14 protein-coding genes are annotated in these 12,781 nt (G+C 71.3%); 13 read left to right on the top strand and 1 reads right to left on the bottom strand.

What is annotated here, in order from left to right; genetic code table 11:
- Position 1: 1 nt before the first annotated feature.
- The 11 genes from ruvX (at position 2) to nusB (ending at position 10,178) form a co-directional block, all read left to right on the top strand.
- Positions 2-466, top strand: coding sequence for a Holliday junction resolvase RuvX (gene ruvX / locus ACFPZJ_RS27710; protein WP_381026956.1), 465 nt, complete (start codon positions 2-4; stop codon positions 464-466).
- Between the two features lie 121 nt (positions 467-587).
- Positions 588-2,279 carry an endolytic transglycosylase MltG gene (gene mltG / locus ACFPZJ_RS27705; RefSeq protein WP_381026953.1) on the top strand — a complete coding sequence of 564 codons (1,692 nt, stop codon included), beginning with the start codon at positions 588-590 and terminating at the stop codon, positions 2,277-2,279.
- Between the two features lie 10 nt (positions 2,280-2,289).
- Positions 2,290-3,117: a shikimate dehydrogenase gene (locus tag ACFPZJ_RS27700; RefSeq protein WP_381026950.1), complete on the top strand. Its 828-nt coding sequence runs from the start codon at positions 2,290-2,292 to the stop codon at positions 3,115-3,117.
- A gap of 48 nt (positions 3,118-3,165) precedes the next feature.
- Positions 3,166-3,609: a hypothetical protein gene (locus ACFPZJ_RS27695; RefSeq protein WP_381026947.1), complete on the top strand. Its 444-nt coding sequence runs from the start codon at positions 3,166-3,168 to the stop codon at positions 3,607-3,609.
- A gap of 172 nt (positions 3,610-3,781) precedes the next feature.
- Positions 3,782-4,966 carry a chorismate synthase gene (gene aroC / locus ACFPZJ_RS27690; protein ID WP_381026944.1) on the top strand — a complete coding sequence of 395 codons (1,185 nt, stop codon included), beginning with the start codon at positions 3,782-3,784 and terminating at the stop codon, positions 4,964-4,966.
- 32 nt (positions 4,967-4,998) lie between these two features.
- Complete coding sequence (locus tag ACFPZJ_RS27685; protein WP_381027675.1) at positions 4,999-5,481, top strand: shikimate kinase; 483 nt, start codon at positions 4,999-5,001, stop codon at positions 5,479-5,481.
- Entirely contained in the window at positions 5,478-6,569 is a 1,092-nt protein-coding gene (gene aroB / locus ACFPZJ_RS27680) for a 3-dehydroquinate synthase (RefSeq protein WP_381026941.1), read from the top strand. Before ACFPZJ_RS27685 ends, aroB begins: the two co-directional genes overlap by 4 nt.
- A 163-nt stretch (positions 6,570-6,732) precedes the next feature.
- Positions 6,733-7,590, top strand: coding sequence for a Pro-rich N-terminal domain-containing protein (locus ACFPZJ_RS27675; protein WP_381026938.1), 858 nt, complete (start codon positions 6,733-6,735; stop codon positions 7,588-7,590).
- Between the two features lie 416 nt (positions 7,591-8,006).
- Positions 8,007-9,116: an aminopeptidase P family protein gene (locus ACFPZJ_RS27670; RefSeq protein WP_381026935.1), complete on the top strand. Its 1,110-nt coding sequence runs from the start codon at positions 8,007-8,009 to the stop codon at positions 9,114-9,116.
- A gap of 58 nt (positions 9,117-9,174) precedes the next feature.
- Positions 9,175-9,741 (top strand): elongation factor P, encoded by a 567-nt coding sequence (gene efp / locus ACFPZJ_RS27665; RefSeq protein ID WP_381026932.1) that lies wholly within the window; start codon positions 9,175-9,177, stop codon positions 9,739-9,741.
- 2 nt (positions 9,742-9,743) lie between these two features.
- Positions 9,744-10,178 carry a transcription antitermination factor NusB gene (nusB, locus tag ACFPZJ_RS27660; protein ID WP_381026929.1) on the top strand — a complete coding sequence of 145 codons (435 nt, stop codon included), beginning with the start codon at positions 9,744-9,746 and terminating at the stop codon, positions 10,176-10,178.
- Positions 10,179-10,362: 184 nt separating this feature from the next.
- Here the strand turns inward: nusB and bldD are convergent, their stop codons facing one another.
- A complete protein-coding gene (gene bldD / locus ACFPZJ_RS27655) occupies positions 10,363-10,866 on the bottom strand; it encodes a transcriptional regulator BldD (protein ID WP_004990661.1) in 504 nt (167 codons plus the stop codon).
- Positions 10,867-11,139: 273 nt separating this feature from the next.
- Here bldD and pyrR point away from each other — a divergent pair, with 273 nt between their 5' ends.
- Both pyrR and ACFPZJ_RS27645 read left to right on the top strand, forming a co-directional pair.
- The gene (gene pyrR, locus ACFPZJ_RS27650) at positions 11,140-11,700 is read left to right on the top strand and encodes a bifunctional pyr operon transcriptional regulator/uracil phosphoribosyltransferase PyrR (RefSeq protein ID WP_381026926.1); all 561 of its coding nucleotides are present in this window, start codon (positions 11,140-11,142) and stop codon (positions 11,698-11,700) included.
- Between the two features lie 103 nt (positions 11,701-11,803).
- On the top strand, positions 11,804-12,781 hold the full coding sequence (locus ACFPZJ_RS27645; RefSeq protein WP_381026923.1) for an aspartate carbamoyltransferase catalytic subunit: 978 nt from the start codon (positions 11,804-11,806) through the stop codon (positions 12,779-12,781).

Raw genomic sequence — 12,781 nt, 5'->3', positions numbered from 1 at the left:
CATGCGCAGAGGACGTCGACTCGCGATCGACGTCGGGGACGCCCGCATCGGGGTCGCCTCGTGCGACCCCGACGGGATCCTCGCCACGCCGGTGGAGACGGTCCCCGGCCGGGACATCCCCGCAGCCCGACGGCGGCTCGGACAACTTATCGAGGAGTACGAGCCGATCGAGGTCGTCATCGGTCTCCCTCGCTCCCTGAAGGGGGGTGAGGGCCCGGCCGCCGTCAAGGTCCGCGGATTCGCCCAGGAACTGGCGCGCATGATCGCGCCCGTTCCGGTGAGACTCGTCGATGAACGCATGACGACGGTGACGGCCAGTCAGGGACTGCGCGCCGCAGGCGTGAAGTCCAAGAAGGGCCGGTCCGTCGTCGACCAGGCGGCCGCCGTGGTGATCCTGCAACAGGCGCTTGAATCCGAACGGGTGTCAGGCAAAGCACCCGGCGAAGGCGTCGAAGTGGTCATCTGATCGCGATACGGTAACGTTCCGCGCGATGCGCCGGTGTTCGAACAGCCGACGCACAGAGAGAGGCGGGACGGAAGCCGAGCCGGAAGCCGCGCGACCGCCGCCTCGCGGCTCTAGGGGATCGATGACTGAGTATGGCCGGGGCCAAGGCTCCGAACCGTGGCATCCGGAGGACCCGTTGTACGGGGACGGCGGATGGGGAGGACAGCAGGCCCCCGTGGGTCAGCAGTCCCCCTACGGCGGCCAGCCGCAGCACTATCCAGAGCAGCCGCAGCAGCCGCAGTACGGCGACTGGGGCACCGGTGAGCAGGCCGGATACGGTCAGGCGCAGCAGCAGTACGGGTACGACCAGCAGTACCCCGCCCAGGGCCACCCGCAGGACCAGGGGCACGGGCACCAGCAGCAGTACGACAACGGCGGCTGGGCCACGGGCACGCACCAGCACGTCCAGTACCCCGCCGACCCGGCGGACCCGTACGGCCAGCAGGTCGCGTACGACGCCGGTCACCAGCCCGATTACTACGGCACGCCGGACGCCTACCCGCCGCCCGAGCCGCCCGGCCGGCGGCGCGCCGAACCGGAGCCGGAGACCGACTGGGACCCCGGCCCCGACCAGGGCGAACACGCCTTCTTCGCGGGCGACGACGAGGACGACGGCGACGAGCCCGGCAACCGCCGCGGGCGCGGCGACCGGCGCGGCCGAGGCGGCGGCAAGGGCAACGGCAACAGCAAGGGCAAGAAGGGACGCAACGGCGTCGCCTGCCTGGTGGTCGTGCTGGTCTTGGGTGGCGGTCTGGCCGGGGTGAGCTACTTCGGGTACCAGTTCTACCAGGATCGTTTCGCCGCGGCTCCGGACTTCACCGGAGACGGCAACGGCCAAGAGGTGACCGTCGAGATCCCCGGAGGAGCGGACGGTTACGCGATCGGCCGGGCGCTGAAGGCGGCGGGCGTCGTCAAGAGCGTCGACGCCTTCGTCGCGGCTCAGGGCAGCAACCCGCAGGGCAAGAACATCCAGGACGGCGTCTACACGCTGCAGAAGGAGATGTCGGCCGCGAGTGCGGTCGAACTGATGCTCAGCCCGGAGAGCCGCGACAACCTGATCATCGCCGAGGGCAGGCGCAACGCCGACATCTACCGCCTCATCGACAAGCGGCTGGAGCTCAAGGACGGCACCACCGCCGAGGTCGCCAAGAAGGACTGGAAGAACCTCGGCCTGCCCGACTGGGCGATGAACCACAAGAACGTCAAGGACCCGCTGGAAGGATTCCTCTACCCCTCCAGTTACGGCGTCGCCAAGGGGCAGAAGCCCGCGGACGTCCTGAAGAAGATGGTGGCGCGGGCCACCGAGACCTACACCAAGCTGGGCGTCGAGAAGAAGGCCGAGAGCCTCGGACTCGACAACCCGTGGCAGCTGGTGACCATCGCCAGCCTGGTCCAGGCCGAGGGCACCAGCCACAGCGACTTCCGGAAGATGGCCGAGGTCATCTACAACCGCATGAAGCCCGACAACCCGCAGACCTACGGCAAGCTGGAGTTCGACTCCACGTACAACTACATCAAGAACCAGAGCAAGATCGACCTGACGCTGCAGGAACTGCGGACGTACGACAACCCGTACAACACGTACTTCTACAAGGGCCTGCCGCCCGGGCCGATCGACAACCCCGGCGAGGACGCGATCAAGGGCGCCCTCAACCCGACGGACGACGGCTGGTACTACTTCATCTCGCTCGACGGGAAGACCAGCGAGTTCACCAAGACGAACGCCGAGCACCAGAAGCTGGTCGAGGAGTTCAACGCCTCGAGGAACAACTGAGGAACCCCTGATGGCCGCACCGCGCCGAGCCGCCGTTCTCGGCTCCCCGATCGCCCACTCGCTCTCCCCGGTGCTGCACCGCGCCGCGTACGCCGAGCTGGGCCTCGGGGACTGGACGTACGACCGCTTCGAGGTGGACGAGAACGCGCTGCCGGGTTTCTTCGAGACGCTCGGCCCGGAGTGGGCGGGGCTCTCGCTGACCATGCCGCTGAAGCGGGCCGTGATCCCCCTGCTCGACGAGATCAGCGAGACCGCGGCCTCCGTCGACGCGGTCAACACCGTCGTTCTCACCCAGGACGGCCGCAGGACCGGCGACAACACCGACATCCCAGGCATGGTCGCGGCCCTGCGCGAGCACGGCATCGAGGAGGTGGACACCGCGGCGATCCTCGGTGCGGGCGCCACCGCCTCCTCCGCGCTGGCCGCGCTCTCCCGGATCTGCACGGGCGAGATCGTGGTGTACGTACGCAGCGAGGCCCGGGCCGCGGAGATGCGGGAGTGGGCCGAGCGGCTGGACGTGACCGTGCGCATCGCGGACTGGGCGGACGCCGAGCAGGCCCTGCGCGCCCCGCTGGTCGTCGCCACCACGCCGACCGGCGTCACCGACGCCCTCGCCCAGGCCGTCCCGGAGCGGCCGGCGGCCCTCTTCGACGTGCTGTACGACCCCTGGCCGACCGTCCTCGCGGCCCGCTGGTCGGCGTACGGCGGTGCGGTCGTCAGCGGCCTCGACCTGCTGGTGCACCAGGCCGTGCTCCAGGTCGAGCAGATGACGGGCCGGTCCCCGGCGCCGCTGGACGCCATGCGGAAAGCGGGCGAGCGCGCCCTCGCGGACCGCTAGCATCCCTGTTCGGTTCTGCAGGGGGCGGAACGGGAGGGGAAAGAGTTCATGTCCGCAGGTGTGTCCACGGCGTCCGGCAAGGCCGAGATGGTCGAGGCCGTGCTGAGGTTCATGCCCGACTGGGTGCAGATCACGGTGCTCGCCCTGGTCGTGCTCGCCGTCCTCGTCTCCTGGGGACTCAAGCTCAAGCGCAGGATCGCCTACCGGCGCGCCGTCCGCGCCGGCAGGCCCGTCCACGCGGCGGCCCAGTGCGGACAGGGGCGCGGCGCCGACCACCTCGGCGCCTACGCGCCGCAGCAGGGCAGCGGGGCGGACCATCTCGGGGCGTATGCGCCGCAGGCGCAGCAGGGCAGTGGTGCCGACCATCTGGGCGCGCCGCAGGGGAGTGGTGCAGGCCACCTGGGGGCCTACGCGCAGCAGCCGCAGCGGCAGCCGAGCGGGGCCGACTTCCTCGGGGCGTACGCTCCTCAGCAGCGCCAGGGCCCGGCCTGATCACCCCGCCCGGCACGCCCGTCCGATGGATGGACCGGCGGACGGATCGAGGGCCCGGGCGTGCGAGGATCGGAGGTGGCGGACCGGGGCCGCGCACCCGGTCGGGCCGTCGCCGTACGCGAGGACGTGCGTACGCAGGGCAATACCAGGGCGCGAGCACTGAGGAGCACCGTTGAGCAGGTTGCGCTGGCTGACCGCGGGGGAGTCCCACGGTCCCGCACTTGTCGCGACGCTGGAGGGTCTTCCCGCCGGCGTGCCGATCACCACGGACATGGTGGCGGACCATCTGGCGAGGCGGCGGCTGGGCTATGGGCGCGGTGCCCGCATGAAGTTCGAGCGGGACGAGGTCACCTTCCTCGGCGGTGTCCGGCACGGCCTCACCATCGGCTCGCCGGTCGCGATCATGGTGGGCAACACCGAGTGGCCCAAGTGGGAACAGGTCATGGCGGCCGATCCGGTGGACCCGGAGATCCTGGCCGGGCTGGCCCGCAACGCGCCGCTGACCCGGCCCCGGCCCGGTCACGCCGACCTCGCCGGCATGCAGAAGTACGGCTTCGACGAGGCCCGGCCGATCCTGGAGCGGGCCTCCGCCCGCGAGACGGCGGCCAGGGTGGCGCTGGGCGCGGTGGCCCGGTCGTACCTGAAGGAGACCACCGGCATCGAGATCGTCTCCCACGTCGTGGAACTGGCGGCGGCCAAGGCGCCGTACGGCGTGTACCCGACTCCGGCGGACGTCGAAAAACTGGACGCGGATCCCGTGCGGTGCCTGGACGCGGACGCCTCGAAGGCGATGGTCGCCGAGATCGACCAGGCCCACAAGGACGGCGACACCCTCGGCGGTGTGGTCGAGGTGCTGGCGTACGACGTGCCGGTGGGCCTCGGCTCGCACGTGCACTGGGACCGGCGGCTCGACGCGCGGCTGGCCGCCGCGCTCATGGGCATCCAGGCGATCAAGGGTGTCGAGGTCGGCGACGGCTTCGATCTCGCGCGGGTGCCCGGCTCCAAGGCGCACGACGAGATCGTCACCACGCCCGAGGGCATCAAGCGGGCCACCGGCCGCTCCGGCGGCACCGAGGGCGGCCTGACCACCGGTGAGCTGCTGCGGGTGCGGGCCGCGATGAAGCCGATCGCGACCGTGCCGCGGGCACTGCGAACCGTGGACGTCACCACGGGCGAGCCCGCCCAGGCGCACCACCAGCGCTCGGACGTGTGCGCGGTGCCGGCCGCCGGCATCGTCGCCGAGGCGATGGTGGCGCTGGTCCTCGCCGACGCGGTGGCGGAGAAGTTCGGCGGCGACAGCGTGGCCGAGACCCGCCGCAACGTGCGGTCCTACCTCGACAACCTGGCGATCAGGTGAGCGCGGTGCCTGTCGTCGTACTGGTCGGCCCCATGGGGGTCGGCAAGTCCACCGTCGGGCGGCTGCTGGCCGAGCGGCTCGGCGTCGGCTACCGGGACACCGACGACGACATCGTCGCCTCGCAGGGCCGCGCCATCGCCGACATCTTCGTCGAAGACGGCGAACCGGCCTTCCGCGCGCTGGAGAAGCAGGCGGTGCGCACCGCCCTCGCCGAGCACGACGGTGTCCTCGCCCTCGGCGGCGGCGCCGTCCTCGACCCGGACACCCGCGCGCTGCTGTCCGGGCAGCGCGTCGTGTACCTGTCGATGGACGTCGAGGAGGCGGTCAAGCGCACGGGGCTGAACGCGGCCCGGCCCCTGCTGGCGGTCAACCCGCGCAAGCAGTGGCGCGAACTGATGGAGGCGCGCCGGCACCTGTACGAGGAGGTCGCCACGGCCGTCGTCCCCACCGACGGCCGCACCCCCGAAGAGGTCACCCGAGCCGCCCTGGACGCACTGGAGTTGAAGGAAGCATGAGCGAGGCAGTCACCCGGATCCAGGTCGGCGGCACCGCGGGCACCGAGCCGTACGAGGTACTGGTGGGCCGTCAACTCCTCGGCGAACTCGGCGGGCTGGTCGGTGCGAAGGCCAAGCGGGTCGCGGTCGTCCACCCCGAGGCGCTGGCCGAGACCGGCGACGCGCTGCGCGCCGACCTGGCCGAGCAGGGCTACGAGGCGATCGCCATCCAGGTGCCGAACGCCGAGGAGGCAAAGACCGCCGAGGTCGCCGCCTACTGCTGGAAGGCGCTCGGCCAGTCCGGCTTCACCCGCACCGACGTGATCGTCGGCGTCGGCGGCGGCGCGACGACCGACCTGGCCGGTTTCGTGGCCGCGACCTGGCTGCGCGGAGTGCGCTGGATCGCCGTCCCCACCACCGTCCTGGCCATGGTGGACGCGGCGGTCGGCGGCAAGACCGGCATCAACACCGCCGAGGGCAAGAACCTCGTCGGCGCCTTCCACCCGCCCGCCGGTGTGCTGTGCGACCTGGCGGCACTGGACTCCCTGCCGGTCAACGACTACGTCTCCGGCCTGGCCGAGGTCATCAAGGCCGGTTTCATCGCCGACCCGGTGATCCTCGACCTCATCGAGTCCGACCCCGAGGCGGCGCGCACCCCGGCCGGACCGCACACCGCGGAGCTCATCGAGCGCTCGATCAGGGTCAAGGCCGATGTCGTCTCCTCCGACCTGAAGGAATCGGGGCTGCGGGAGATCCTCAACTACGGCCACACGCTCGGCCACGCCATCGAGAAGAACGAGCGCTACAAGTGGCGGCACGGCGCCGCGGTCTCGGTCGGCATGCACTTCGCCGCCGAACTGGGCCGTCTGGCGGGCCGGTTGGACGACGCCACCGCCGACCGCCACCGTACGATCCTGGAATCCGTGGGCCTGCCCCTGCACTACCGCTACGACCAGTGGCCCAAGCTGCTGGAGACCATGAGGGTCGACAAGAAGTCCCGCGGCGACCTGCTGCGCTTCATCGTCCTCGACGGTCTCGCCAAGCCCACCGTCCTGGAGGGTCCCGACCCGGCCGTCCTCCTCGCCGCGTACGGCGAAGTGGGGCAGTAGGTCCCGCGGAACGTCTTCTGCCCGATTCTCCTTGCGCCACCGGGCACTTCGGGCCGCCCCCGGCCGTTCACCAAACGACAGCCGGGGGCGGTACCGTTCGGTAGCGAGCGGGGCAGGCCCCCGCTGCCAGCGCAGTCGCCTGTACGAGACGGAGTGGCACCGGATGCAGCACGCAGTGGGTTCTCCGCTGCCGCAGCCCCACCAGCCGGGGCACGGACCGGCCGCCGGCTGGTCGCCGGCCGCACAGCACCCGGGCCAGCACCACCCGGGCCCCCACCAGGGTTCCGCCCCCGTGCCCCCGCCGCCTCCCGGTTACCCCGCCTCGCCGCCGCACCCGACCGTCCCGCAGTCCACGCAGGTCCCCCCGGCCCCGGACACCACCGGCCACGTACCGCTGCCGCCGGGCGGCCCCGTCTGCGGACCCGGCACACCGCCCGCCGCCGTCGCCGCGCCGGACCCGGACACCACGACCCTCGCCGTGCTGCTCATCGGCCCCGCGGGCGCGGGCAAGACGAGTGTCGCCAAGTACTGGGCGGACCACCGCCGGGTTCCCACCGCCCACATCAGCCTCGACGACGTGCGCGAATGGGTCCGCTCGGGCTTCGCCGACCCGCAGTCCGGCTGGAACGACAACTCAGAGGCGCAGTACCGCCTCGCCCGCCGCACCTGTGGCTTCGCCGCGCGCAACTTCCTCGCCAACGGCATCTCGTGCATCCTCGACGACGCCGTCTTCCCCGACCGCCCCGTCGTCGGCCTCGGTGGCTGGAAACGACACGTGGGACCCGGCCTCCTCCCGGTCGTCCTCCTCCCCGGCCTGGACATCGTCCTGGAGCGCAACGCCGAGCGCACGGGCAACCGCCGCCTCACCGACGAGGAGGTCGCCCGCATCCACGGACGCATGGCCGGCTGGTACGGCTCCGGCCTGCCGATCATCGACAACTCCCAGCTCGACGTCCCGGAGACGGCACGCGTACTGGACGACGTCCTGGCGAGGGCGATCACCAGCCCGCCGAAGTGGTAGGTGCCGGGAACCGCGAGAAGGGATGCCGGCCCCGGCCGCGTAGCACGCGCGGTCGCACGCCGCACCCCGGCGCGCTCACACGCGCGAACCCGTGTGAGCCGCCCGGGGCGGGTACGGACCCGCGCACGGGGACCTCACGGGTTCTCCGCCGCCGGACCCGACGCGGCCGACCGCTCAGCCGACCCGGCGCACCTTTGCCGTGGCTGCGGGCGGAGGGACCAGACCCGCGGCGGGCTCGCGGCAGCGGATGATCGCGCCTGGGGTTTGGATCCAGGACTCCTACGTCCCCACGCAACTGCGCACGCACAGCGCCTGCGACCCCCCGCAACGCCCGCACGCCCCCGCGCCACCGCCAGCGCACCCCACTCGGCCGCTCTCGACCGGCGACATCCGGCCACCGCTCGTAGGCTCGGCTCATGTCAGAGGTGTACGCGGCCCGCCGGACGCGGCTACGGGATTGCTGCAACGCGGGCGGCAGCGCGGCGGCGCTCGTCTCCCGCCCCGCCAATGTGCGCTACCTCGCGGGCCCCGCCCCGAGCGGCGCCGTCCTGCTGCTGGGCAGGACCGAGGACCAGGACCTGCTGGTCTGCGGCGAGTCTCCGGACGACCGCCCCACGCAGCCACGGCCCGACGACGCCCTGCGTGTGCACACCCTGCCCGGGAACGACGGTGACCCGGCCGTCGCCGCCGCGGGCCTCGCCGCCGAGGGCGGCGACTCCCTCGCCGTGGAGGAGCACCACCTCACCGTGGCCCGGCACCGCGCCATCGCCTCGGTCGCCCCCCGGCTGCGCCTGACCAACCTCGGCTGCGCGGTGGAGCAGCTCAGGGTGGTCAAGGACGAGGAGGAGATCTCCTGCCTGCGCATCGGCGCCGAGATCGCCGACCAGGCCCTCGGCGAGCTGCTGGAGTCCATCCTCGTCGGCCGCACCGAGCGCCACCTCGCCCTGGAGCTGGAGCGCCGCCTGGTCGACCACGGCGCCGACGGCCCGGCCTTCCCGACCTCCGTCGCCACCGGACCCAACGCCGGCCGGCGAGCCCACCGCCCCACCGACCGCCGCGTCGAGGAGGGCGACTTCCTCTCCGTCTGCCTCGGCGCCACCTACCGCGGCTACCGCTGCGAGATCGGCCGCACCTTCGTCATCGGCACCACCCCCGCCGACTGGCAGATCGAGCTCTACGACCTGGTCTTCTCCGCCCAGCGCGCCGGCCGGGAGGCCCTCTCGCCCGGCGCCGCCTGCCGTGACGTGGACCGCGCCGCACGCCAGGTACTGGACTCCGCCGGGTACACCGAGGGCCTGCCGCGGCTCACCGGACACGGGGTCGGGCTCGAAATCGACGAGGACCCTCAGTTGAGCCCTGCGGCCATGGGTAAACTGGACGCTTGCGTGCCGGTCACCGTCGAACCGGGGGTCCACCTCCCGGGCCGGGGCGGTGTCCGGATCGATGACACGCTCGTCGTACGCCCCGAGGCGGACGGCGGACCCGAGCTACTCACCATCACGACCAAGGAGCTGCTCGCGCTCTAGCCCCGCGCTGTGCGCTCGCCCCGGGGTCGTCCACGTCAGTCCAGGAGATTCCGCAACCGTGGCTTCCACGAACGACCTCAAGAACGGCATGGTGCTCAAGCTCGAAGGCGGCCAGCTCTGGTCCGTCGTCGAGTTCCAGCACGTCAAGCCCGGCAAGGGCCCGGCCTTCGTGCGCACCAAGCTCAAGAACGTGCTCTCCGGCAAGGTGGTCGACAAGACCTTCAACGCCGGCGTCAAGGTCGAAACGGCCACCGTCGACAAGCGGGACATGCAGTTCTCCTACATGGACGGCGAGTACTTCGTCTTCATGGACATGGAGACCTACGACCAGCTGCACATCGACCGCAAGACGGTCGCCGACGCCGCCAACTTCCTCGTCGAGGGCTTCACGGCCACCGTCGCCCAGCACGAGGGCGAGGTGCTCTTCGTCGAGCTCCCGGCCGCCGTCGAGCTGACCATCGCCGAGACCGAGCCCGGCGTCCAGGGCGACCGCTCCACCGGCGGCACCAAGCCCGCCACGCTGGAGACCGGCCACCAGATCCAGGTCCCGCTCTTCATCACCACCGGTGAGAAGATCAAGGTCGACACCCGCACCAGCGACTACCTCGGCCGGGTGAACAGCTAACCGTGGCTGCCCGCAACACGGCCCGCAAACGCGCCTTCCAGATCCTCTTCGAGGGCGATCAGCGCGGCGCCGACGTCCTGACGGTCCTCGCGGACTGGATCCGGCTCTCCCGGACCGACACCCGGCAGCCGCCGGTGAGCGAGTACACGATGCAGCTGGTCGAGGGCTACGCGACGTACGCGCAGCGCATCGACGAGCTGATCGCGCAGTACTCCGTCGGCTGGACGCTCGACCGGATGCCGGTCGTGGACCGCAACATCCTGCGTCTCGGCGCCTACGAGCTGATCTGGGTCGACGAGACCCCGGACGCCGTCGTCCTCGACGAGATGGTGCAGCTGGCGAAGGAGTTCTCCACGGACGAGTCGCCCTCGTTCGTCAACGGCCTGCTCGGCCGTCTGAAGGACCTGAAGCCCTCACTGCGCCGCGACGAGGCCTGAGAGACACCACAACATGCCGGAGGGCCCGCAGCCGACTGCTGCGGGCCCTCCGGCATGCTCCGTACTCCCGTACCGCTGCGGCCCGCGAGGCCCGCACAACGCCGTCGGGGTGGCCGGAACCATGCGGTCCCCGGCCACCCCGACGGTACGTTTCTGCTCAGCCCTCGCCGGGCCTGTGCAGCGGTCAGCTCTCCTCGTGGGAGGCCACCGCGCGCCGCGCGTCCGCGTCCAGCACGCCCCAGCTGATCAGCTGCTCCGTGAGGACCGAGGGGGACTGGTCGTAGATGACGGCGAGTGTGCGCAGGTCGTCCTGGCGGATCGAGAGCACCTTGCCGTTGTAGTCACCGCGCTGCGACTGGATCGTGGCCGCGTAGCGCTGCAGCGGGCCCGCCTTCTCGGCCGGCACGGTGGCCAGCCGCTCCAGGTCCAGGACCAGCTTCGGCGGCGGCTCGGCCGCGCCACCCGGGGTCGTGCCCGGAAGCAGCTCCTGCACGGGAACGCCGTAGAAGTCCGCCAGCTCGGCGAGGCGCTGCACGGTCACGGCGCGGTCGCCGCGCTCGTACGAACCGACCACGACCGCCTTCCAGCGTCCCTGGGACTTCTCCTCGACACCGTGGAGGGAAAGGCCCTGCTGGGTGCGGATCGCCCGGAGCTTGGCCCCGAGCTGTTTGGCGTATTCGCTGGACATATGGCTCCCCGGCACTGTGTCGACGCGGCTGGCTTGGTTTCCAGACCGCGGCTGGTAACTCACTGTGAGGTTACGCAGCGTTACTCTCGTGCGTCAAGCCGAATGGTCCACACCGACGCTTCCGTGCTAGTGGCCACCCATTGCGCCATGTGGGTGACAGTGGGGCGGCAGGGGGGTGAGCGGGGGTGTCGTTCCGGCCTGCTACCGTGGATGACGCAATCCCGACGTCCTTTAAGGTCCGTCCCGTGAGGCGGAGAAGGAGGTCCGTTTCGTATGGACACGCAAGCGTCCGATGCACGGCCCGTTCTCGAAGGCCCTGACATCGCGCGGGTGCTGACCCGCATCGCCCACGAGATCGTCGAGCGCGCCAAGGGCGCCGACGACGTGGTGCTCCTCGGCATTCCGACCAGGGGCGTCTTCCTCGCCCGGCGGATCGCCGCCAAGCTCGAGCAGATCACCGAGCGCCAGGTACCGGTCGGCTCGCTCGACATCACCATGTACCGCGACGACCTGCGCATGCAGCCGCCGCGCGCGCTCGCCCGTACCGAGATCCCCGGTGACGGCATCGACGGCCGTCTGGTCGTCCTCGTCGACGACGTGCTCTTCTCCGGCCGCACCATCCGTGCCGCCCTCGACGCCCTGAACGACATCGGGCGTCCGCGCGCGGTGCAACTGGCGGTCCTCGTCGACCGCGGCCACCGCGAACTGCCCATCCGTGCCGACTACGTCGGCAAGAACCTCCCCACGTCGCTGCGGGAGACGGTCAAGGTCCAGCTCGCCGAGGAGGACGGTCGCGACACCGTGCTGCTCGGTGCCAAGCAGGCCGCCCAGTAGCACCCCCAGGCGTACGCCGCTGTCGTACGCCGGATCGGTGCGCCCGGGCGCGCGCCCATCTGCCCGGATTCTCCTGAATGAACTGCCCTACGGAGCCTGCACGATGCAGCGTCATCTCATCTCGGCCGCCGACCTCACCCGCGACGACGCCGTCCTGATCCTCGACACCGCCGAGGAGATGGCCCGGGTCGCCGACCGGCCGATCAAGAAGCTGCCGACCCTGCGCGGCCGCACCGTCGTCAACCTCTTCTTCGAGGACTCCACCCGCACCCGGATCTCCTTCGAGGCGGCCGAGAAGCGGCTGTCAGCGGACGTCATCAACTTCTCCGCCAAGGGATCCAGCGTGTCCAAGGGCGAGTCCCTGAAGGACACCGCCCAGACCCTGGAGGCCATGGGCGTCGACGCCGTCGTCATCCGGCACGGCGCCTCCGGCGCCCCCTACCGTCTGGCCACCTCCGGCTGGATCGACGCCCACGTCATCAACGCGGGCGACGGCACCCACCAGCACCCCACCCAGGCCCTCCTGGACGCCTTCACCATGCGCCGCCGGCTCGTCGGCCGGGACGCCGGGATCGGCCAGGACCTCGCCGGCAAGCGCATCACCATCGTCGGCGACGTCCTGCACAGCCGGGTCGCCCGCTCCAACGTCGACCTGCTGCACACCCTCGGCGCCGAGGTCACCCTCGTCGCCCCGCCGACCCTGCTGCCGGTCGGCATCGAGACCTGGCCCTGCGAGGTCTCCTACGACCTGGACAGCACGCTGCCCAAGTCGGACGCGGTGATGATGCTGCGCGTCCAGCGCGAGCGCATGAACGCCGCCTTCTTCCCGACCGAGCGCGAGTACTCGCGGCGCTACGGCCTGGACGGCGACCGCATGGCGCGGATGCCCGAGCACGCGATCGTCATGCACCCGGGCCCGATGGTCCGCGGTATGGAGATCACCGCCGAGGTCGCCGACTCCCACCGCTGCACCGTCGTCGAGCAGGTCGCCAACGGCGTCTCCATCCGGATGGCCGTGCTGTACCTGCTGCTCGGCGGCAACGAACCCGCAGTCACCGCCCCCCGTACCGAGGAGAAGTGA

It is taken from the genome of Streptomyces bullii (genome assembly GCF_042657145.1).
In the GTDB taxonomy this organism is placed as follows: Bacteria; Actinomycetota; Actinomycetes; order Streptomycetales; family Streptomycetaceae; genus Streptomyces; species Streptomyces bullii.
The sequence above is the reverse complement of the archived record's forward strand: the minus strand, read 5'-3'. Positions and strand labels throughout refer to the sequence as shown.

Coding starts and splice junctions, on each gene's coding strand:
- ruvX (WP_381026956.1), top strand. CDS start 2: ATGCGCAGAGGACGTCGACTCGCGATCGACGTCGGGGACGCCCGCATC.
- mltG (WP_381026953.1), top strand. CDS start 588: ATGACTGAGTATGGCCGGGGCCAAGGCTCCGAACCGTGGCATCCGGAG.
- ACFPZJ_RS27700 (WP_381026950.1), top strand. CDS start 2,290: ATGGCCGCACCGCGCCGAGCCGCCGTTCTCGGCTCCCCGATCGCCCAC.
- ACFPZJ_RS27695 (WP_381026947.1), top strand. CDS start 3,166: ATGTCCGCAGGTGTGTCCACGGCGTCCGGCAAGGCCGAGATGGTCGAG.
- ACFPZJ_RS27685 (WP_381027675.1), top strand. CDS start 4,999: ATGGGGGTCGGCAAGTCCACCGTCGGGCGGCTGCTGGCCGAGCGGCTC.
- aroB (WP_381026941.1), top strand. CDS start 5,478: ATGAGCGAGGCAGTCACCCGGATCCAGGTCGGCGGCACCGCGGGCACC.
- ACFPZJ_RS27675 (WP_381026938.1), top strand. CDS start 6,733: ATGCAGCACGCAGTGGGTTCTCCGCTGCCGCAGCCCCACCAGCCGGGG.
- ACFPZJ_RS27670 (WP_381026935.1), top strand. CDS start 8,007: ATGTCAGAGGTGTACGCGGCCCGCCGGACGCGGCTACGGGATTGCTGC.
- bldD (WP_004990661.1), bottom strand. CDS start 10,866: ATGTCCAGCGAATACGCCAAACAGCTCGGGGCCAAGCTCCGGGCGATC.
- pyrR (WP_381026926.1), top strand. CDS start 11,140: ATGGACACGCAAGCGTCCGATGCACGGCCCGTTCTCGAAGGCCCTGAC.
- ACFPZJ_RS27645 (WP_381026923.1), top strand. CDS start 11,804: ATGCAGCGTCATCTCATCTCGGCCGCCGACCTCACCCGCGACGACGCC.